Annotated in this window: 17 protein-coding genes and 1 pseudogene; 7 read left to right on the top strand and 11 right to left on the bottom strand. The window is 64.1% G+C overall.

Going from position 1 to position 18897, the window contains the following annotated elements; all coding sequences use genetic code 11:
- Positions 1 to 26 precede the first annotated feature (26 nt).
- Entirely contained in the window at positions 27 to 332 is a 306-nt protein-coding gene (locus tag BLQ01_RS16460) for a hypothetical protein (RefSeq protein ID WP_091552932.1), read from the top strand.
- A gap of 13 nt (positions 333 to 345) precedes the next feature.
- Here BLQ01_RS16460 and BLQ01_RS16455 read toward each other — a convergent pair whose 3' ends face one another.
- Entirely contained in the window at positions 346 to 990 is a 645-nt protein-coding gene (locus tag BLQ01_RS16455; protein ID WP_091553052.1) for a DedA family protein, read from the bottom strand.
- A gap of 54 nt (positions 991 to 1044) precedes the next feature.
- On the opposite strand from BLQ01_RS16455, the gene BLQ01_RS16450 reads away from it, so the two are divergent.
- Positions 1045 to 1590 (top strand): O-acetyl-ADP-ribose deacetylase, encoded by a 546-nt coding sequence (locus BLQ01_RS16450; RefSeq protein ID WP_217638391.1) that lies wholly within the window; start codon positions 1045 to 1047, stop codon positions 1588 to 1590.
- A 122-nt stretch (positions 1591 to 1712) separates the two neighbouring features.
- Here BLQ01_RS16450 and BLQ01_RS16445 read toward each other — a convergent pair.
- A pseudogene (locus BLQ01_RS16445) lies at positions 1713 to 2906 on the bottom strand (amino acid permease); the annotation flags it as partial.
- 173 nt (positions 2907 to 3079) lie between these two features.
- Between BLQ01_RS16445 and BLQ01_RS16440 the strand changes: the two are divergent.
- Positions 3080 to 3574 carry an Lrp/AsnC family transcriptional regulator gene (locus BLQ01_RS16440; RefSeq protein ID WP_254779500.1) on the top strand — a complete coding sequence of 165 codons (495 nt, stop codon included), beginning with the start codon at positions 3080 to 3082 and terminating at the stop codon, positions 3572 to 3574.
- A gap of 45 nt (positions 3575 to 3619) precedes the next feature.
- Here BLQ01_RS16440 and BLQ01_RS16435 read toward each other — a convergent pair whose 3' ends face one another.
- Positions 3620 to 4549, bottom strand: a complete 930-nt coding sequence (locus BLQ01_RS16435; RefSeq protein ID WP_091552927.1) for an RluA family pseudouridine synthase — start codon at positions 4547 to 4549, stop codon at positions 3620 to 3622.
- A gap of 150 nt (positions 4550 to 4699) precedes the next feature.
- Between BLQ01_RS16435 and BLQ01_RS16430 the strand changes: the two genes are divergently transcribed.
- Both BLQ01_RS16430 and BLQ01_RS16425 read left to right on the top strand, forming a co-directional pair.
- Complete coding sequence (locus BLQ01_RS16430) at positions 4700 to 5350, top strand: ArsR/SmtB family transcription factor (protein WP_026547638.1); 651 nt, start codon at positions 4700 to 4702, stop codon at positions 5348 to 5350.
- On the top strand, positions 5343 to 6035 hold the full coding sequence (locus tag BLQ01_RS16425) for an SRPBCC family protein (protein ID WP_091552925.1): 693 nt from the start codon (positions 5343 to 5345) through the stop codon (positions 6033 to 6035). Before BLQ01_RS16430 ends, BLQ01_RS16425 begins: the two co-directional genes overlap by 8 nt.
- A gap of 22 nt (positions 6036 to 6057) precedes the next feature.
- Here the strand turns inward: BLQ01_RS16425 and BLQ01_RS16420 are convergent, their stop codons facing one another.
- Positions 6058 to 6633, bottom strand: coding sequence for a TetR-like C-terminal domain-containing protein (locus BLQ01_RS16420; protein WP_091552924.1), 576 nt, complete (start codon positions 6631 to 6633; stop codon positions 6058 to 6060).
- A gap of 67 nt (positions 6634 to 6700) precedes the next feature.
- On the opposite strand from BLQ01_RS16420, the gene BLQ01_RS16415 reads away from it, so the two are divergent.
- Positions 6701 to 7204: a DUF4188 domain-containing protein gene (locus BLQ01_RS16415; RefSeq protein ID WP_026541909.1), complete on the top strand. Its 504-nt coding sequence runs from the start codon at positions 6701 to 6703 to the stop codon at positions 7202 to 7204.
- A gap of 81 nt (positions 7205 to 7285) precedes the next feature.
- Here the strand turns inward: BLQ01_RS16415 and BLQ01_RS16410 are convergent, their stop codons facing one another.
- The gene (locus BLQ01_RS16410) at positions 7286 to 8749 is read right to left on the bottom strand and encodes a MocR-like transcription factor YczR (RefSeq protein WP_091552922.1); all 1464 of its coding nucleotides are present in this window, start codon (positions 8747 to 8749) and stop codon (positions 7286 to 7288) included.
- A gap of 61 nt (positions 8750 to 8810) precedes the next feature.
- On the opposite strand from BLQ01_RS16410, the gene BLQ01_RS16405 reads away from it, so the two are divergent.
- A complete protein-coding gene (locus tag BLQ01_RS16405) occupies positions 8811 to 9470 on the top strand; it encodes a membrane protein YczE (RefSeq protein ID WP_091553050.1) in 660 nt (219 codons plus the stop codon).
- 236 nt (positions 9471 to 9706) lie between these two features.
- Here BLQ01_RS16405 and BLQ01_RS16400 read toward each other — a convergent pair whose 3' ends face one another.
- The 6 genes from BLQ01_RS16400 to BLQ01_RS16375 all read right to left on the bottom strand — a co-directional run bounded on the left by BLQ01_RS16400 (position 9707) and on the right by BLQ01_RS16375 (position 18631).
- Positions 9707 to 10537 carry a DNA-formamidopyrimidine glycosylase family protein gene (locus BLQ01_RS16400; RefSeq protein WP_026541912.1) on the bottom strand — a complete coding sequence of 277 codons (831 nt, stop codon included), beginning with the start codon at positions 10535 to 10537 and terminating at the stop codon, positions 9707 to 9709.
- Positions 10530 to 15629 (bottom strand): Lhr family helicase, encoded by a 5100-nt coding sequence (locus tag BLQ01_RS16395; protein WP_091552920.1) that lies wholly within the window; start codon positions 15627 to 15629, stop codon positions 10530 to 10532. The genes BLQ01_RS16400 and BLQ01_RS16395 overlap by 8 nt, the downstream gene beginning before the upstream one ends.
- Before the next feature lie 55 nt (positions 15630 to 15684).
- On the bottom strand, positions 15685 to 16320 hold the full coding sequence (locus BLQ01_RS22440; RefSeq protein WP_175493471.1) for a DUF4232 domain-containing protein: 636 nt from the start codon (positions 16318 to 16320) through the stop codon (positions 15685 to 15687).
- 104 nt (positions 16321 to 16424) lie between these two features.
- On the bottom strand, positions 16425 to 17168 hold the full coding sequence (locus BLQ01_RS16385; protein WP_026541915.1) for a YcnI family copper-binding membrane protein: 744 nt from the start codon (positions 17166 to 17168) through the stop codon (positions 16425 to 16427).
- Positions 17169 to 17284: 116 nt separating this feature from the next.
- The gene (locus tag BLQ01_RS16380; protein WP_026541916.1) at positions 17285 to 17905 is read right to left on the bottom strand and encodes a hypothetical protein; all 621 of its coding nucleotides are present in this window, start codon (positions 17903 to 17905) and stop codon (positions 17285 to 17287) included.
- A gap of 171 nt (positions 17906 to 18076) precedes the next feature.
- Entirely contained in the window at positions 18077 to 18631 is a 555-nt protein-coding gene (locus tag BLQ01_RS16375; RefSeq protein ID WP_091552918.1) for an SRPBCC family protein, read from the bottom strand.
- Positions 18632 to 18897 lie beyond the last annotated feature (266 nt).

The following is an 18897-nucleotide window of genomic DNA, read 5'->3' as shown; positions in this document are numbered from 1 at the left end:
ATGTGACAGAGGGTTAGGGTGGTGGGATGCCGTCGTTCCAAACCAAATTGAAGATCACTGGCCTCAAACCGGGAAATGCGCCCGAATCAGTGATGGCCGCAGCTGTCGAAGCCCTGGAAACCCGCCACCACGTGGAGTCGAACCAGTTGGACATCGTGGGCGGCGTCCCCCAGATCAGCCTCCGTTTCACCGTGGGCGATCGTGATTACAGCGGTGAGAACGACGAAGCCCGGACGTCGGCAGCCATGATGCGTGACGCCGTCGAGCGTGCGGCTATTACAGGAAGTTTGTACGTCCTGCGCCGCAGCCGTGGACGTTGGTCTCCGGTCTAGGAACGCCGCGGCGTTAATCAGGCTGGGGCACGTCGCCGGGGTTGTCGGCGTCGAACGGTTCTTCCACGGGGGAGCGGCTCCCGCGACGCCGTGTGACGATCAGGCCAACCACTACGCCGATCACCAGCCCTACACCCACTCCGATCAGCGAACTCGCCCAAAAGGGAAGCCTGGTGGTGGACCCGGTGAAGTAGCCAAGGCCGACTTGCCATACGGCCCAGAGGACTGCGCCCAAGCCGGCGCAGAGGCTGAAACCACGGACCGAAACGTTGGCGATGCCCGCCGCGGACGAGGTGGCGAGCCTGCCGCCGGGAATGAACCGCGCGCCGATGATGGCGCCGTAGGTGGACGATCGGCCGGCTTTGGCAATGGCCTCGTGAATTCCGCGGTGGACACGCCGACCCCATGACCATCGGTCCAGGACGTGGCTGATGCGCCGCTTGAACAACGCATAGACCGCCATGTCCCCGAGCCAGGATGCGAAGGCGGCGAGCACCAGGATCAGCCAGAAGTTGGCGTGGCCGTCGGCGGCGAGTGCGCCTCCGGTGATCACCACCATCTCTGAGGGAATGGGCGGGAAGAAGGCGTCGCCCAGCACCATGGGAACGATCCACAGGTAGATAGCGGATCCCCATGTAGCCGGGGCGGTGATGTCCATGGGCACAAGGTACCGCACTTGCCGCTCCTGCCGCTTCGGCGGGAGACTGGCGCCATGGAAATCGAAGTCCTGCAAGGAGACATCACCACCCGCACGGTGGATGCGATCGTCAACGCCGCCAATTCCTCATTGCTCGGTGGAGGGGGAGTGGACGGCGCGATTCACAGGGCCGCGGGCCCGGAGCTCCTTGCCGCGTGCCGCGAGCTACGACGCACGGAGTTGCCGGACGGGCTGCCGGTGGGTGCCGCCGTCGCGACCCCCGGGTTCTTGCTTCCTGCCACGTGGGTGATCCATACCGTGGGCCCAAACCGGCACGCCGGACAGACGGACCCGGCGCTGCTCGCGTCCTGTTTCCACGAAAGCCTGAAGGTGGCGGCCGGCCTTGGTGCCCGTTCCATCGCCTTCCCAGCGATCAGCGCCGGTATCTACGGCTGGGACGCCCGTCAGGTCGCAGAGGTAGCGTTCGACGCCGTCAGGTCCCTTTCGTCGCCGTCTACCTCAGGTGCGCCAGCGGACAGCCGGCTTGAGGTGGTGGAGTTCGTGCTGTTTTCGGAAGGAACGACGGCGGTCTTCCGGGCTGTGTTCGACTCCTCACCCTGATCCGAGGACGTGCCGGCCTCGGAGTGGCGTTTGCGGCGCTTGACCACGTAGAACAGGACCGTGAAGAGGGCCAACGACGGCAGGCCAAAGACCAGCGTCATGTTGAAGGCCGAGGTGCCCAGCGTGCTGATGGCGATGGCGAGCATGAGTACGGCCCCGAGGATGGTGCCGCCGGGGTAGAAACGGGTCTTGTAGGAAAGTTCCGTGCCGCTGCGCTTCATGCTCCGGCGGAAGAACCAGTGGGTCACGAAGATCATGAACCAGGTAAACATTGCCCCGAACATGGAGATGGCCATCATCAAAGTGAAAGCCGTCTCGGGGAACATCGCGTAGACCACCGTGGCAATGGCGATTCCTGCCGTGGAGAGCACCAGGGCATTCACGGGGGCCCCGTTGGAACGCAGCTTACCGAACACGGCCGGAGCGTCGCCGCTGCGGGAAAGGCTGAAGATCATGCGGGTGGAAATGTAGAGCTGGCTGTTCATGGCCGAGAGCGCGGCGATGATGACCACGAAGGTCAGCAGGCTGTCCGCGAAGGGGATGCCAAGGTTCTGCATGACGGTGACGAAGGGGCTGCCTCCCGCCAGGATCTGGCTGACTGGCGCGATGGCGAGGATGAGAGCAAGCGTAACGATGTAGAACAAAAGCAACCGGACGATGGTGGTGCGGAAGGCCTTCTTCACAGCTGTTGCGGGGTCTTTTGCTTCCCCGGCCGCGATGGCGATCATTTCGATGCTGAGGTAGCTGAAGATGGACACGATCACGGCGAACCAGGTGCCGGACAAGCCGTTGGGGAAGAAGCCGCCTTCGGCTGTGTAGTTCTGGAAACCCGTTCCTTCGGTGCGGGTGCCGAACACGATGTAAGCGCCCAGCACGATGAAGGCGATGATCGCGAAGACCTTGATGCTGGAGAACCAGTACTCCAGAGTTCCGAACACCTTGACGTTCATGGTGTTGACAGCGATCAGAACCGCGGAGAAAAAGATGACCCAGAGTAGTGAGGGCACGTTGGGGAACCAGAGCTTCATGTATTCACCTACGGCGGTAACCTCTGTTCCCACCGCCAGCACAATGCAGGACCAATACATGTATTTCACCAGGAAGCCGGCCAGCGGGCTCACGTAGTGCTCTGCGAACGCACCGAACGAGCCCGACGTCGGGTGGGCCACAGTCATCTCCGACAAACTGCCCATCAGGAGCAGGGCAATCAGCCCACCAATGGCATAGCTGATGATCACGCTGGGGCCGGCAAGGCCGATGGCGAACTTGCTCCCCAGGAAGAGTCCCGTGCCGATGGCACCGCCCAGGGCAATCATGGTCATCTGCCGGGATGTGAGCTGCCGTTTGAGCCCACCTTCACGTTCCTGGATCTTGTTGAAACTGCCCATCGCGACCTCCTCGTCGATTCTGCAAATCGGTTCAAGATAGAATCCAGCTCAGGTAGTTACCAAGGATTTCGAAGCATCACAAAATAATTGGAGGAGTGTTCGTGCCCGATTCACCGATAGCCCGGACTCACGGGTCTCTTCCGAACCGGGTTCGGCTCGACGAGACAGACCGGCTGATCCTCAAAGAACTCATGGCGGACGCCAGGATCCCCAATAATGTCCTTGCCTCGAAGGCAGGGATCGCTCCTTCAACGTGCCTCGGGCGGGTGCGGGCTTTGCGTGACGCCGGGATCATCCGCGGATTCCATGCTTCGGTGGACCTCGAGGCCCTGGGGCTCCTGGTGTACGCGTTGATTTCGGTACGGGTGAATTCCCAAGCTCGCAACAAGATGCTGGCCATTGGTCAGCGTTTGCGGGCATTGCCCAACGTCCAGAGCGTTTTCCTGTTGGCCGGAGACCAGGATTTCCTCATGCACGTAGCCTGCGGGACTCCCAAGGAGCTCCGGGATTTCATCGCAGTGCATCTGGCCTCGGATCCGGCCATCGCAAACACTCAAACGAACCTGGTATTCGACCACCTGACGCCGGGGCACTGACGCCGGGGCAGTGACGCGGGCGCACTTACGCCGGCGGCCGGTTCCTTAGCCGTGGGCTTCGCTGAGCTCCAACCGGCTGCGGTACTCCACGGGTTGCCTGGTGATTGGATCGACGAACCGGATGCCACGGGCCAGAAGCTGGAGCGGCTTGGTGTAATCGTCCGGAGCCTTGTCCAGCAGTTCAGGGTAGAAAGCATCGTTGATGATGCCCAGGCCCAACGATGCCATGTGGACCCGGAGCTGATGCGTTTTTCCGGTGTGTGGCTCCAGCCGGTACAGCGCGCGCCGGTGAGTGCCGGCGTCGAACGTTTTTGTCTGTTCGATGCGCGTTTCTGCGTTCGGTTCGCCGTCAATGACTTCGGCAAGCAGGTAGCTGCGCGACTTGGTCATGCGGTTGCGGACCACGGCGGGGAATTCGACGGCGGGATATCCTGCGGCAGGCGTCGCGGCGGACACGCACTCGTATTCCTTCCGGACCTGGCGCTTCTCGAAGAGGACCTGGTACTTCCCCCGGGTTTCGGGGTTGGTGGAGAGCAGCAGGAGGCCGGCGGTCATACGGTCCAGGCGGTGCATGGGGATGAGGTCCGGGAGGTCCAGGAGGTTCCGGAGGCGGACCAAGGCGGATTCCTGGATGTAGGTGCCGCCGGGCGTGGTGGGGAGGAAATGCGGCTTGTCTACTACGAGGATGTGCTCGTCCTGGTGGAGGATGTTGATCTCCACGGGCAGCCGAGTCTCGGGCGGGAGGGTGCGGTAGTACCAAATGAAGGTGTGGTCCTCGAGTTTGGTGCTCCGGTCCAGCGGCACGCCGCCTTCGCCAACGATCTCGCCGGCGTCGAACCGATCTTCAATTCCTTGGGGATCTATGTGTCCCCAGCGGTGCATCATGTAGTCCATGGCGGTGATCCACGGGCCCTCGTCTGGCAGGCGGAGGCGGGTCGCGTTCACGCCGTCGCGCACGGGGAGGGGGGATTGCATCACCGGACAATTCTACTGTGGCTGCGTTGCGTGGCCCGCTTTGCGTGCTTTGGCTGCGCTAAAGCGTGGAGAGCGGACCTCACAACGCTAAGACCACCGACGAGAAAATAGTTCTTGACAAGAAAAGTTGTCGGTGAGCATACTTGAAGCATGTTGGACATTGAAGTGATCGAGGACCCGGCCGCGGCGGAAGCGTCGCTGGACCCGATCCGTACCCGCATCCTCCACGAGCTCGCCGAGCCCGCGTCCGCCACGCAACTGGCCCTCAAAGTCGGCCTGCCGCGGCAAAAGGTGAACTACCACCTGAAGTCGCTCGAGCGGCACGGCCTGGTTGAGCTGGTGGAGGAGCGCCGCAAGGGCAACGTCACCGAGCGCGTGGTGCGTGCGACGGCGGCCTCGTACCTGATTTCGCCCATCGCCCTGGCATCCGTGGCGCCGGACCCCCGACGCTTTGCCGACCGCTTTTCCGCCTTCTGGCTGCTCTCCCTGGCCTCGCGAACCGTCCAGGAAATGGGCAAGCTTATTTCCGGCGCAGCCCTGGCCAAGAAGAAGCTGGCCAGCTTCGCCATCGACGGCGAGATTACCTTCCGCTCTGCCGCGGAACGCGCCGCCTTTGCCGAAGAGCTGGGGGTGGCGGTGACCCGGCTGGTGGACAAGTACCACGACGGCGGCGCTGCCGCAGAGGCGGGCGGGGCACGCAAGCACCGGCTCGTCGTCGTGCTTCATCCCGCACTCAAAGCAACACCGCAGCAAGAGACCCCAACCGATCACACAGCAGATAAGGACCACAGCAATGACTGACAACCGGAAATTCGAAATCGTGGCGGACACCGAACTGCCCGGCACCCCTGAGCGGGTGTGGAATGCCGTCACCGCAGACACGGCATCGTGGATGTTCCCCACCGATCAGTGGCCGGCCGTGAAGACCACCGAGGAGTTCCCCACGCATTTGGTGTCCCGGATGGACGGCCCGGATGGCTGGTTCAACCAGTTGGAGCATGTTCTGGAGCCGCTCGAAGGCGGCCGCGCCAAGCTCCACTACGTCCATAGCGGCATCTTTGCTGACAACTGGGACGAGCAGTACGACGGCGCCAGCAAGCACACGGCGTTCTACCTCCACACGCTGGGCCAATACCTTCAGTACTTCGACGGCAAGCCGGTGGTCTTCACGGATATCCAGGCCCCCGCCGCCTCCCAGACTTCCGACGGTTTCCTGCAGTTGAAGCGGGCCTTGGGCGTGGATGGCACTGCAGCAGGGACGGCCGTTGACGTGGACGTCGAAGGCGTGGGGCGGCTCAGCGGCGAGGTCGACTTCTCCAACGAGAACTTCCTGGGCTTGCGGACGGGCGATGCCCTCTACCGCTTCTTTGGCCGTAATGCCTTCGGTGCTCCGGTGGGCATGACGGTGCACGACTTCAGTGGTTCCGGAGATTCCGAACTCACGGCCAAGGCCTGGGGTGCGTTTTTTGAAAAGGTGTACGTATAAGTCGGGCGGTTTTCCTGCGCGACTAGGCGGCCCAGGCCCGTGCTACGGATCCCAGGGCCGCCTCGTAGATGCCGGCCCAGTCCGTGGCGGGGTCATTCATTTGCGCCAGTTCAAGGCTGACCAGCCCGTGGACCTGCCCCCAGATGGCCATGGCCACCACGTTGGGATCCTCCTTGCCCAGGGTGCCCGTTGACTGGGCGGCCATGACCGCCTCCACCAGGGGGAGCATCGAATCCGAGGCGACCTCCGGCGTCGGGCTGCAATCCACGTAGGCGGCCAGGGCGCCGCCGAACATGAGCCGGTACAGGGCCGGATGTTCCAACGCCCACACCCGGTATGCCCGCCCGAGTCCCAGGAGTCCGTCTTTGGCGGCTTCCTTTTGGGACTCGCCGAAGGAGCGAAAACCGTCGTCGACGGCGGCCGTCAGCAGTTGCGCCTTCCCGCCGAAGAGGGAGTAGATCGCGGTAGTGGAGGTCTGCGCCGCGGCAGCGACGTCCCGAAGGGTGACGCGGGCAGGTCCTTCCCGGTCCACGAGTTCGGCGGTGACATCCAAAAGCCGTTGCTGAACCTGTTGATCATGAACGATGGGTCTTGCCATGTCTCCAAGTGTTTCATAACATGGTTTCATAACAATGTTATGAAACCAGCACCCTGGAAGGATGCACATGGCACAGGAGATTTTCCCCGGGCGCTACACCGCAGACATCGGGCGGGACGCCGTGACCGTCTTCCTCATCGGAATGCGTGCCAACAGGTGGTGGAAGATAGGCCGTCTGGCACAAGTAGCCTCCGCGATGCCCGTGATGATGCGCCACTTGGCGTCGAACCCAGAGGCTGGACTGCTGGGAAGCGAACAGTGGTTTGGGCGGACCACCATTTTGCTCAGCTATTGGGAAAGCCCGGAGCATCTCCGCGCCTTCGCCGCTGACAAGGACTCGCCGCATCTGGGCCCCTGGCGGAAATTCATGAAGGAGATCGCAGGCAGCGGGGACATCGGCGTATGGCACGAGACGTACCAGGTTCCGGCGTCGGGCATTGAAGTGGTTTACAACGGGATGCCGGAGTTTGGCCTGGCCAAGGCAACCTCGCATATTCCCGTGGGCCCCGGCAGCAACACCGCGAAGCAACGCATGGGCGCGCGGGCGCGATCCACAAACCAAACCAAGTAGCAGCACATGCTGTTTTGCACCCTCAAAACGGCATCAACTGCGACTCGGTTGGGTCACTTCGGAGGTGGTGCGGGCCACCCCTTAGGCGACCGCGACGGCGGCAGGCCGCTCGGCCCTGAGAGTCCGCCGCAGGTGCGGAGCGGCGTCGAGCTTGTCCTGGGCGGCGCGGAGCGCACCGACGGCAAACTCCAACTGCGCAGGCGGCAAGGTGAAGGGCACGCGCATGTACTGCTCGAACGCCCCGCCCACTCCGAAGCGGGGGCCCGCTGCCAGGCGGAGACCGAAGTCCGGCGCCAGGACGGTCAATGCAGTGCTGCAAGGCGAAGGAAGCCGGCACCAGAGAGTCAGGCCGCCACGTGGCCGCTCTACCTCCCATGACGGCAAGTGTTCGGCGAGCAACCCCATCAATGCGTCCCTGTTATGCCGGAGTTCTTCCAGCCGGGCATCCAAGGGCTCGGTGTAGGCCCGCACCAAGCGTGCCGCTGCCAATTGCTCCACCACGGGTCCGCCCAAGTCCATGACTGTCCTCGTCGCAACAAAACGGGTAATCATGGCTTCGTCAGCCCGGATCCACCCGGTCCTAAGACCTGCCCAATGGGACTTGCTCAGCGACCCAATGGACACCACTGACGAACTGAACGATGACATCGGAGCGGTGCGGGCGCCGTCGAGGTTCAACCCGCGCAGCGTCTCGTCCACCACCAGCACCGTCCCGGACGCGCTTGCGGCGCGGGCAAGGCGCCTCCGCTGCAAATCCGACATAATGCGTCCTGTCGGGTTGTGGAAGTCCGGCACGAGGTAAGCCATGGCGGGTCGCTGCTGGTTCATGGTGGCGACCATCGCATCGATATCCCAGGCCGGCGAGGTACTTGACTCCAATGCCGGTAGCGCGACCGGAAGAGGCTTACAGCCGGCAGCGCGGATGGCGTCCAAGGCATTGGGATAGGTGGGGTGTTCCACCATGACCCGGTCCTGCTTTCCGGCAAGCGTGCGCAGCACGATGTTCAGGGCGTGCTGGGCGCCCGAGGTGACCAGGATCTGACCCGCCGTGGTGGGTACGCCCTCGGCCGTGTACCTTTCCGCAATGGCTTCACGCAGGGCGGGTACTCCGACGGCGTCGTACCCGAAACCCGGCAAGAGCGCAGGGAGTTCGGTCAGTGCTTCCGCGAATGCCCTGTGCACAACTTCACCCGCGGCGGGCAGCGATGCATAGGCGAGGTCCAGCAGCCCGTCCGGAACCGCAAGCCCCGGCGCGCTGACCGGCGTTGAGCGATGCGGGATGCATGTCCGTCCGCGGCTGCCTTGCCCGGCGGTGAGGAACCCCTGCTCGCGCAGGCTCGCATAGGCCGCCGTGACCGTGGTGCGGCTGACGCCAAGTGTCTGGGCCAGCGCGCGTTCGCTGGGCAGCGCGACGTCCAGCGGGATGCGCCCATCCATTACCAACAAACGCACGACGTCGGCCAACTCGCGGTAGGCGGGCAGGACGCCGGAATTCCAAGCGCCCAGGAGGCGGAGGAGGGCAGTGGGGTTCAGTGAGCCGGACATAAGACCAGTATTCTAAACTGGCTATGGATTACAAGGCCAGTTCTCTTGGAAGATGGACACCATGATGACCCGAAGAATCACACAACTCCTGATCGGCCTGGCGATGTATGGCATCTCCTTGGCCATTTTCATCCGGGCTGGCCTGGGCTTGGATCCTTGGGATGTATTCCATCAAGGCCTGTCCCAGAAGACCGGTTTCAGCATGGGAGTGGTGGTCATCGCGGTCAGCTTCCTGGTCCTGCTCCTCTGGATTCCGTTGCGGCAGATGCCGGGGATCGGAACCATCGCCAACGCGGTGCTCGTAGGACTCTTCGCCGATCTGGGACTGTGGCTCATTCCTGAGGTCACCCACCTTGGCGGCCAGATCGCCATGCTTGCGGGAGCCGTGGTACTCAACGGCATCGCCTCTGCCTGCTACATCGGGGCCAGGCTTGGCCCCGGTGCCCGCGACGGCCTGATGACGGGTCTGGTCCGCCGCACCGGATGGTCCGTCAGGTTGGTGCGCACGGGCATCGAAGTGGTGGTCCTGGCCGTGGGGTTCCTGTTGGGAGGCTCCGTCGGCGTGGGAACCGTCGTTTATGCCGTAGCGATTGGCCCGATCGTGCAAGTGCTGCTGCCGAAGTTCATGGTGCCGGAACGGGCCAAGACAACTGACGGCATGGCTTCTGGTCCGGCAACAGACCCCGTGCAAACCGTTGAGGCAGCTCCTACAGCGTCGTGAAGAGGCTGCTTCGAGGCGCGCTGGCCTGCGGCGCTGGCCGGCCCGACAGTAGCCCCGGCCAACAAGCCAGCTGCGCCCGTGAATCCAGCCGTGCACAACAAGCTAGCTGCGCCCAGCAAGCTACGGGCCCAACAAGCTAGCTGCGCCCAGCAAGTTACGGACTCAAAAAGCCAGCTGCGCCCAGCAAGCTACGGGCCCAACAAGCCAGCCACGCCCGTCAATACAGCAGCAACAAGCTACGGGGCCGGCTGGCAGCGCGGGCAGAAGTAGATGTCCCGTTCCTCTGTCCCATCCGGCGCAGCAAGGAGAGCGCGACGGACAGTGGTGCCGCATCGGCGGCACGGCTGGCGTTCCCGCCCGTAAACCCAGTATCCGGGCCGCATGGCCCGCGGGCCGAGGGTGGTGCGCCGACCGGGACCGAGGTTTTCACCCAGGAGTCGTTTGGCATCGTTGACTGTTTTGGCCAGGTCCGGAACGTCACGAACCGGGAGTGTGGGGTGAATGCCGGAGAGGAAGCAGGCTTCGCAACGGTAGATGTTGCCGATGCCAGCGAGTTTCCGCTGGTCCAGCAATGCGAAACCGACGGTGACGTCCGGCTCGGCCCGGAGCCTGCGCAGGGCTTCTTCTTCGTCCCAGTCAGGGCCCAAGAGGTCCGGCCCCAAATGTCCAACAATTTTGTCTTCCTCAGCGGTGGGCACCACTTCCAGGATGCCCAGCGAGAACCCTACCGCGTCAGCCGAAGCTGTGCGGAGCACACACCGTGCCGTATGGCCGGGCTTGGTCCATCGGCCCCCCGGAGGATAGATCATCCAGTTCCCCTCCATTTTCAGGTGGGAGTGGATTGTCAGGGCGCGCGGCTTTTTGCTGGCACCGGGTTCCTCATCCACGGGGCCGGCGAGGCGCATCAGGAGGTGCTTTCCCCGGGGGACCACCTCGGTCATGGTCCAGCCCGCAAGGTTCAAGGTGGCGAAGCGGGGCACACGGAAGTCGGAGGCTGTGATGGTTTGCCCGGCCAAGGCCTCGTTCAGCCGGGACGCAGCGCGCCAAATGGAATCGCCCTCAGGCACGGATCCGGAGTCCTTTCGGAGTGGAGTAGGCACCGGCCGCAGCCAGTGCGACGGCTATAGGGGTTTCGAGGAGGTCATGGCCGTTAACCTTCTCCATGAAGAGCTTGTCCACCGCGCCCCGGCGCACCACATCCACCAGCGCCTGGGCTGCCAGTGTGAGCACGGTATCGTCCTGGCTGAAGGTGAGCAGCGTCTTGCCGCCGCGTTCGACGTAAAGGACCAACGCGCCGTCGACCATCACCACCAGCGCACCGGCTTTCCGTCCGGGGCGGTGCCCGGAGCCGGCATCTACGGACAACGCAGGCCAAGGAAGTGCCGCTCCGTACGGATTCGCGGGATCCGTTGCGGCCAACGCCAGGGCCGACGGCTCCGCTTTGGAAATGCGGGCGTCCTCCGTGAAGGATCTCAACCGGTCCACTGTTGCAGGAACGGCGAACTGGGCAGCTCCCAAATGTTCAATGAAGTAGCCGCGGCGGCAACGGCCTGCTTCCTCCAACCGGGCCAGCACCTTATACATGAGCCCGAAGCCGCCAATGATGTTCTCCGCCATGACCGAACCGCGGGTCACCACGCCATACCTGTCCAGCAGCAGTTCGGCCGTGCCACGGGCATGGATGGTGGGATCCAGTTCCGGGGCAGGCAGGGCGGACCAGCGGCCCACGGCCGACGGCGGCGCAGCAGCTATTCCGCCTGAAACCGCCCCGTATCGGCCACCTGTAAGTCCGGGGGAGCCCAGCAGACCTGTGCCATGGGAGCGGCCCAGGCGGCTCAGCCGTGGAGCCCGTGCCCTTGGTGCTTTCGCGACTTGCCGGTGGGCTGTCTTTCCACCGGCGATCATGGCGCGTACGGGGGCGAAAGTGTCACCCGTGACCCGGCCGGCCCAGACCAGGTCCCACAGCGCCGAGACCACGGCGTCGTCACTCAACACTGAATCCATGCCGCCAGCCACGTCCGTAAGTTGCCGGAAGAAATAGCCACCGCCTGCGCTGAAGTGCTCCAGGAGCCGCTGCTGGGCATCGCCGGGTTCGAACTCCGGGGAGGGGTTGAGCGTGAGTTCGGCGGAGTCGGCCACGTGGAGGCTGATCCAGCCATCATTTCCGGGCAGCGACCCCGCCCCGGACCAGAGGAGTTCGCCGGCGGCCATCAGTTCGTCCAGCATGGCCGGTTTGTAGTCCGCCACCCGGCTTGCCAGCACCAGCGGCTCCCAGGCTGAGGCGGGGATGGGAACTCCGGAGAGCTGGTCCACAGCCGTGATGATCCCGTCCAGTCCGCGCAGCGCCTGGCTGCGCGACTTGCCGGGAGCGGTGACGTTTTGCCAAGCCGGCAGGAACCGCCCGTAAGCGGCGGTGTCCACGGGCTCCACTTCGGCGCGGAGTGCAGCGAGGGAACGCCGACGCAGTTTTCGGAGGACTTCCGCATCGCACCACTCGCTGGACGGTGGTGCGTCCGGCGACATCAGTTCCGGATCTGTTCCTTGCGCCGTGGGCTGGGGTTCGGCAACAGCATGCGGACGGAACTCACCCTCCACCACCCGGCCGTCCCCGGCCAGGCGCTTCAGTGCTGTGTTGACCACCGCCACGCCAAGCCCCAACCTCGCGGCAGCTTCCGAGGCTGTGAAAGGTCCGTGCGTGCGGGCATACCGGGAGACCAGATCGCCCAAAGGATCATTGACCGGCTCAATGAACGCCAGCGGAACACCCATGGGCAGGGGCACGCCGATTGCGTCGCGGAGCCTCGCGGCATCCTCCACCGCAGCGAAGCGCTCGACGCCGCCGATGGTCACCTTGAGTGCACGGTTGGCCTTCTGGAGCGCGGCGAGATGGGATCCGGCGTCCTTGACCGTGCCCGGCGGGGCCGGGGGAGTTGCGTCCAAGTGTTCGGTTCCCTCCAGCGTGTCAGTGCTGTCCGGGTGAAGTGTGCTGTCCGGGGGAACGGTGCTGTCAGAGTGATCTGCGGTGACAGGGGGATCTGCGCTGACAAGCTGCTGTATGGTTTCAGCCGTTTCCACGCCTTGAAGCCGTTCCGCGACTTCCTCAACACTGAGCGGACCGAGCAAACGCAGCAGATCAGCTACGCCCTCCATCCCGCGCACTCGCCGATCAGGGACCAGTCGCTGCAGCTCCCGTTCCGTGGAGTCGATGACTGCCGCATCCAGGAGCTCGCGCAGTTCCACACGCCCCAGGAGTTCATTGAGGAGCGTCGAGTCCAAGGCCAGGGCAGCAGCCCGGCGTTCTGCCAAGGGGGAGTCGCCCTCGTAGAGGAACTGGGCCACGTAGCCAAACAACAGCGACTTCGCGAACGGGGAAGGCTGCTGCGTGGTGGTTTCCACGATTCTTAGTTCACGGCGCTCCACAGAAGCGGCAATGTCTTTGAGTGCGGGGAGGTCGTAAACATCCTGCAAGCATTCACGCACCGTTTCGAGCACGATGGGGAATGACGGGTACTTTCGGGCGACGTCCAGCAATTGGGCTGAACGTTGCCGCTGCTGCCACAGCGGCTGGCGTTTGGCGGGGTTCTGGCGGGGCAACAACAAAGCCCTGGCTGCACACTCGCGGAAACGTGAGGCAAACAGTGCGCTGCCGCCTACTTCCGCTGTAACAATCTGCTCCAGTTCCTCCGGGTCAAAGAGGAACAGTTCAGCACCGGGTGGTTCGTCTTCCATCATGGGCACCCGCAAGACGATGCCGTCGTCGGCCGCCATTGCGGAGCCGTCCAGTCCGTACCGTTGTTGGAGCCGTTGCCCTACGGCCAGAGCCCATGGAGCATGGACCGGCATCCCGAACGGGCTGTGGAGGACTACCCGCCAATCGCCAAGCTCGTCGTGGAAGCGCTCCACCACAAGGGTTCTGTCGCTGGGAACAATCTCAGTGGCGTCCTTCTGTTCCCGCAGGTACTGAAGCAGGTTGCTTGCTGCGAAGGCATCCAGGCCGCTGGCTTGGCAGCGTTCCATGGCTGGTGCCTCGTCCGCTGCCGAGAGCTCCCGGATGAAAGCTCCCAGGGCCCGGCCGAGGTCAACAGGCCTGCCGAGTGAATCACCTTTCCAGAAGGGGAGCTTGCCGGGTTGGCCGAAGGCAGGGGATACCAGCACGCGGTCGTGCGTGATGTCCTCAATTTTCCAGCTGGTGGCGCCCAGCGCAAAGACGTCGCCCACGCGGGATTCATAGACCATTTCCTCGTCGAGTTCACCCACACGGCGCCCACCCTTGGCCGCCCGGGCCGAGGCTGTAGGCTCACTGCCGTCAGCGCTTCCAGTGGAAGCGGAGCCCTCAACTTCCGTGCCGATGATGTAGACACCGAAGAGTCCGCGGTCCGGGATGGTTCCACCGGAGGTCACCGCCAGGCGCTGGGCTCCGGGCCTGCCCTCGATGGTTCCAGCGTGCCTGTCCCAAATGATGCGTGGCCGCAGCTCCGCAAACTCATCCGACGGGTAACGTCCCGCCAGCAGGTCCAGTGTTGCTTCAAAAGCTGACCGGGGCAGGCTCGCGAATGGTGCTGACCGCCGTACGGTGCTGAACCAGTCCTCGACGTCGATGCTCCCCAAGGCAGTTGCGGCCACGGTCTGCTGGGCAAGGATATCCAAGGGATTCGTCGGGATGCTCAGGCGTTCAATCTGCCCGCTGAGCATACGTTCCACCGTGACGCTCGTGTGCAGGAGATCCGCCCTGTGCTTGGGGAACAGCACGCCTTCGGAAATCTCGCCCACCTGGTGTCCGGCACGACCTACCCGCTGCAGGCCACTGGCCACCGACGGCGGAGACTCCACTTGTATGACCAGGTCCACAGCGCCCATGTCGATGCCAAGTTCCAGTGAGGAGGTTGCCACCACGCACCGGAGCCTGCCGGACTTAAGGTCGTCCTCGATCATGGCCCGCTGGTCTTTGGAAACCGAGCCATGGTGGGCGCGGGCCAGTACGGGATCGGCGCCGGTTGTGCTGCCGGCCTGGGCCATCATATGAGCCGGAGTGGCAGTGGAGGCTGGAGCTGTCGACGCGGTGCTTGCGGACGCGGGGCCCGTGGACGCGGGGCTTGTGGATGCCTGAGTGCCGGGGCCAGCCTCTGGTGCTGCCCACTCCCCGCCGCCCACAGCCATCAACTGCCGTTCGGCGTAGATTTCGTTCAGTCGCGCCGTTAGACGCTCTGAGAGGCGGCGGGAATTGGCGAACACAATGGTCGATTGCTTGGAAAGGACCAGATCAACAATCTGCTCCTCCACATGTGGCCAGATGGAGGCTTGGGGCTGCAGTCCGGAAGCCGGGCCGGAATCGAACGCGCCGGCAGCGCCCTGGAGGTCTGACATGTCCTCCACAGGCACCGTGACGGTGAGGTTCCAGTTCTTCTTGGACGGCGGAGCCACGATCTCCACCGGGGCCTGGCCTGCCAGGAACTGCGCCACCAACTCGCGCGGTTGGACCGTGGCCGAGAGTCCGATGCGTTGCGCAGGCTTGGGCAGCAAGGCATCAAGACGTTCCAGTGATACGGCGAGATGGGCCCCGCGCTTGGTGCCCGCGACGGCATGCACTTCGTCGATGATGATGGTGTCCACTTCGCTGAGCGTTTCCCGGGCACGGGAGGTCAGCATGAGGAACAAGGACTCCGGCGTGGTGATGAGGATATCGGGTGGGTTCGTCAACAGCGTGCGGCGATCTGCCGCCGTCGTATCTCCTGAACGGACACCGACCGTGACCAGTGGTGCAGGCAGCCCCAAGCGTTTTGCGGTCTGGGTGATACCGATCAGCGGTGCCCGGAGGTTCCGCTCAACATCCACGCCCAGAGCCTTCAGCGGTGAAATGTAGAGGACGCGGGTTTTGGTTTTGGGGCGTTTGGCCCGGCCCTTGCCGTTGGCCGGGACGCTCTCCAGCCCGGGGAGGGTGTCTGATGGGGTCGAGTGCAGGCGGTCCAAGGCCCAAAGGAACGCTGCGAGGGTTTTACCGGAACCGGTAGGAGCTACTACCAGGGCATGCGAGCCTGAGGAGATGGCGTTCCATGCCCCGTCCTGCGCTGGCGTGGGCTCGGAAAAAGCGCCGAGGAACCATTCCCTGGTTGCCTGGCTGAAACGGCTGATGGCGCCATCCGACGCCTGCGGCTCCTGCATTCCTCCATCATGCCCCACGGCCCCGACAGAATAAGACGGAGCCGTGGGGACAGCGTCAGACTGCTTGGAATGCCGTGATGGTCAGGAGCTTGATACCGGCGTTGCTGCAGGCATCGTGGGGCTCGGCGACGAACAGCGAAGCGGTGTCGTTAGGCGGGTAAATACGGAAGCCGGCAGCCGGGACCTTGGTGCAATCGCCGTAATTTCCGGCCTGTGTGTAACGGATCTCCGCCCACGCCGACTTGCCCGGGGCCAGTTCGATCTTGGTGACGGGGGTGGTGGTTTCACGGGTAGCCGGCTCGCCGATTGGTTCACCGTTGGCATCTGCGGTCAGTGAGACACCCGCGAAGCCCTCCAGGATGCAGGGCGCGGTGCCGGAGTTCGTGAGGATCAGTTTCTCATAAATGCTGCCCGCTGCTCCGCCCCCGGTTGAATCGGTAGCCACAGTCAGGGACGCTGCTTTGCATGCCGTGGCGCCTGCCGGAGCAGCCGACGTGGGGGCAGGCGATGGCGTGGTGGTGGCCGTCGCAGAAGGAGAACTGGGCGTCGACGACGCTGACGGCGTCGAGGAGGTGGGCGGGGGACTGCTGGTTCCCGCGGGGCTGGGGCTTGGCCCGCAAGCTGCAAGAAGCAGCAGTGATGCCGCTGCCGTGGTCGTCACAAGTCCGGTTTTGATGCGCTGAGTCCACATGGGCACCAGCCTTGCCCCGGCTGTGACGGGAGTCAATTGAGCCACGGCCAAGAGCCTGGATTGGCGTCCGGATCGTAATCTTCCGGACGCCAACCCGGAGCCGGCTATTTGCCGGAATCAGCCTTGGCCACTGCGGGCTTGGCAGCACGGCTGCGGAAGAATGCGGCACCGCCCAGGGCAAGGCCTGCGACGCCGGCGATCAGGCCGGCCCAGCTGCGGGCCTGCGAACCGTCGTCGGAGGTTACTGCGGCGGCCTGCTCAGTAGACACAGCTGTGGCGGCGTGGTGGTCACCTTCTGCTGCCGCGGGGGTGATGGTGACCGACGGTGCCGGTGCCTTAAGCTCATGCTCATCCTGCCCCTCCTTGGCGATCTCGGACCAGTCAGTCTGGCCCTGCTCGCAAGTCTGCAAGGTGGGGAAGTAGATGGTCTTGCCGGCTGCATCGGGCAGCTTTACCGACAAGACCAACGCGTCACGCAGGTGCGGATCCAAAGGCGCCTTGGCCGTGTAGACGATCTGGCTGGTGCGCTTGGTGATGGTGGTGCCATCGTCCAGCTTCTTGGGCTCGGCGAGGGTTTCGGTGACCTTCTCAACGGTCCAGTTCGGGTTGACGGTCGGCTGTGCGTCATTCAGCTCTTCGGGGAGTGAAATGGCAACTTTTGTGGTCCCGAACGTATCGCAACCGTGGGGGATGCCGAAGGTGACCAGAGCGTATGAGTTGGCAGCGGTCTTATTCGGATCAGCAGAAACGTGGGCCGAAGCACCGGCCAGCCCTGCCATCATCAGGGCGGCGGTTCCGCCAGCGACGGCGGTAGCAGAAAGGGTGCGGCGGAGGGCGGACTTGTTCATGGGAATGCCTTTCGGGGGCGCCGGCAGAGGCGGCGCGGGTACGGGTTTGGGAGCCCGTCACCTCGCGAAGGCTTCGCGTTTGCGGCGCTTATGCGTCGCCTTGGTGCCGGGCGGAACTAAGGAAGTACGACGACGGCGGGCGGGCCGCGCCGGCTGTCTTGCCTCAGGTTCCGCCAGGGGCGGGGGATGAAGACATCGGGTGCGCCAACTGCGACAGGCGAGGCGCCGGCGTCGGGCCTGAAGACCAACGCCGGGAGGGCGAGCAGGGGTCGCAGCCAGGCCGCCAACTGCCAAAGGGCTTCCTCACCCTTGGTGAGGATCACGGCAGAAGCGAGGGTGGCGATCACGTGGCCAACCAGCATCAGGGTGCCAAAAGCGGTCCCGAGCTCATGGGTGTGGGCTGCTGCAATCTCCATCCCGGGACTCAAGGATTCGGCGCCGAGGTGGTGGTTCGCTGCCGGACCCGTGGCTTTGATGGGCCCCAAGGCGGTGAAGGCCTCGTGCAGCGCCAATTGTCCCGCGCCCAAGAGGCCCGCCATGAAGACGAGGTTCAGCTTGAAGCGCGTAGCGAGTGTGGCAACCAATGCCGTCAATGCGACAAGGGCAAGCAAGACCGGAACAGCTGGAAGCGTTCCGCCGCCCACCACGTGCGCGCCGGCGGCGAGCAGGACCACTACAAGCGAGATGGCACCCGATCGCAGCGCATGGAAGGGAGCACGGGTCCGCGATGTGCGCACGTGGTCCTCCCTGGTCTCGATGGCCGCTCTGGCCTATTTGCTTGCTCGATTGCCGGCGTCTTGATTCTATCGGGAGTTCGGTGCCGCTCTGGCCTCGGATGGGTCGCTATGTGGATACTCGCGCCGAGGGGTTGGCTCTCGGCACTTTGGCAGCGCTGAACGAGGTGCGAGCTAACCCCTCGCACGTCGGACGAAGGTGGGTTGCGGGGGTTCGGGGACCTTCGCACCGGATGAAGAACGACGACGGCGGAGCTCCAGTTTGAGGCTCTCCTCACCCCGCGCCATGGCCCAGTGATGGTTGGCCGAGAACACTGGTTTCAGGAGCCAGCTCAGCCGCCGAAGCAGTGGTTTGGCTGCGCTGACCCGCCAGTCGTAGGTGATGACGACTTCCGGGCCGTCGGTCTCGAATGTCCAGTGACCCGTTCCGTTGAGATCCCCTTCTGCGGTGAGGGCGAAGCCGTCGAGGCTCACCGGTTCGGTAACGGTGAGCCGCCAACGCAGTGTGTACGGAAGCCAGCCCTTGGTGTGGAGGTCGAAGGTGGCGCCTACGCCATCGGGTCCGCCGGGGGTCACGGCAGTGACCTTCAGGTAGACGGAGGGCCACCATTGGGGGAGCGTCGCTGCGTTGGCAAGGACGTCCAGCACTTCCTGGCGTGTTCCCGCTACGCGCCACACGGTGACGAACTCGTAGTCCGTGCTTTTGCCCGTTCTGTTGGGCCCGGCCATTATTGCCTCCGAGGTGTGCAGGTTCCGAGGGTGTCTGATGGCATCCGGAGCTAATCTACTCCTGACCTCGCCGAAGGATTAGCTTTCGCCCTTTTGAGCGCGTGAAAGGCTTGAGATCCCGCCCCTCGGTGGGCGTGGACCGTGTGGGATCTAACCCTTCGCCGAGGGGTTAGCTTTCGTCTCTTTGGGTGGGGGGTAAGGGCTGAGACCCCGCCCCTCGGCGGTTGTGGAAGGTGTGGGATCTAACCCTTCGCCGAGGGGTTAGC

The sequence above is a fragment of the Arthrobacter sp. UNCCL28 genome (assembly GCF_900102805.1).
Taxonomy (GTDB): domain Bacteria; phylum Actinomycetota; class Actinomycetes; order Actinomycetales; family Micrococcaceae; genus Arthrobacter; species Arthrobacter nicotinovorans_A.
Note: the sequence above shows the minus strand (reverse complement) of the source record. Positions and strands in the feature narration are given on the sequence as shown.

What these genes read in the sequence shown, in the direction of transcription:
- BLQ01_RS22440 (WP_175493471.1), bottom strand. Translation starts at nt 16,320, where the DNA reads ATGTGGACTCAGCGCATCAAAACCGGACTTGTGACGACCACGGCAGCG.
- BLQ01_RS16435 (WP_091552927.1), bottom strand. Translation starts at nt 4,549, where the DNA reads ATGCAATCCCCCCTCCCCGTGCGCGACGGCGTGAACGCGACCCGCCTC.
- BLQ01_RS16415 (WP_026541909.1), top strand. Translation starts at nt 6,701, where the DNA reads ATGGCACAGGAGATTTTCCCCGGGCGCTACACCGCAGACATCGGGCGG.
- BLQ01_RS16405 (WP_091553050.1), top strand. Translation starts at nt 8,811, where the DNA reads ATGATGACCCGAAGAATCACACAACTCCTGATCGGCCTGGCGATGTAT.
- BLQ01_RS16425 (WP_091552925.1), top strand. Translation starts at nt 5,343, where the DNA reads ATGACTGACAACCGGAAATTCGAAATCGTGGCGGACACCGAACTGCCC.
- BLQ01_RS16455 (WP_091553052.1), bottom strand. Translation starts at nt 990, where the DNA reads ATGGACATCACCGCCCCGGCTACATGGGGATCCGCTATCTACCTGTGG.
- BLQ01_RS16450 (WP_217638391.1), top strand. Translation starts at nt 1,045, where the DNA reads ATGGAAATCGAAGTCCTGCAAGGAGACATCACCACCCGCACGGTGGAT.
- BLQ01_RS16395 (WP_091552920.1), bottom strand. Translation starts at nt 15,629, where the DNA reads ATGCAGGAGCCGCAGGCGTCGGATGGCGCCATCAGCCGTTTCAGCCAG.
- BLQ01_RS16430 (WP_026547638.1), top strand. Translation starts at nt 4,700, where the DNA reads ATGTTGGACATTGAAGTGATCGAGGACCCGGCCGCGGCGGAAGCGTCG.
- BLQ01_RS16375 (WP_091552918.1), bottom strand. Translation starts at nt 18,631, where the DNA reads ATGGCCGGGCCCAACAGAACGGGCAAAAGCACGGACTACGAGTTCGTC.
- BLQ01_RS16385 (WP_026541915.1), bottom strand. Translation starts at nt 17,168, where the DNA reads ATGAACAAGTCCGCCCTCCGCCGCACCCTTTCTGCTACCGCCGTCGCT.
- BLQ01_RS16410 (WP_091552922.1), bottom strand. Translation starts at nt 8,749, where the DNA reads ATGTCCGGCTCACTGAACCCCACTGCCCTCCTCCGCCTCCTGGGCGCT.
- BLQ01_RS16420 (WP_091552924.1), bottom strand. Translation starts at nt 6,633, where the DNA reads ATGGCAAGACCCATCGTTCATGATCAACAGGTTCAGCAACGGCTTTTG.
- BLQ01_RS16460 (WP_091552932.1), top strand. Translation starts at nt 27, where the DNA reads ATGCCGTCGTTCCAAACCAAATTGAAGATCACTGGCCTCAAACCGGGA.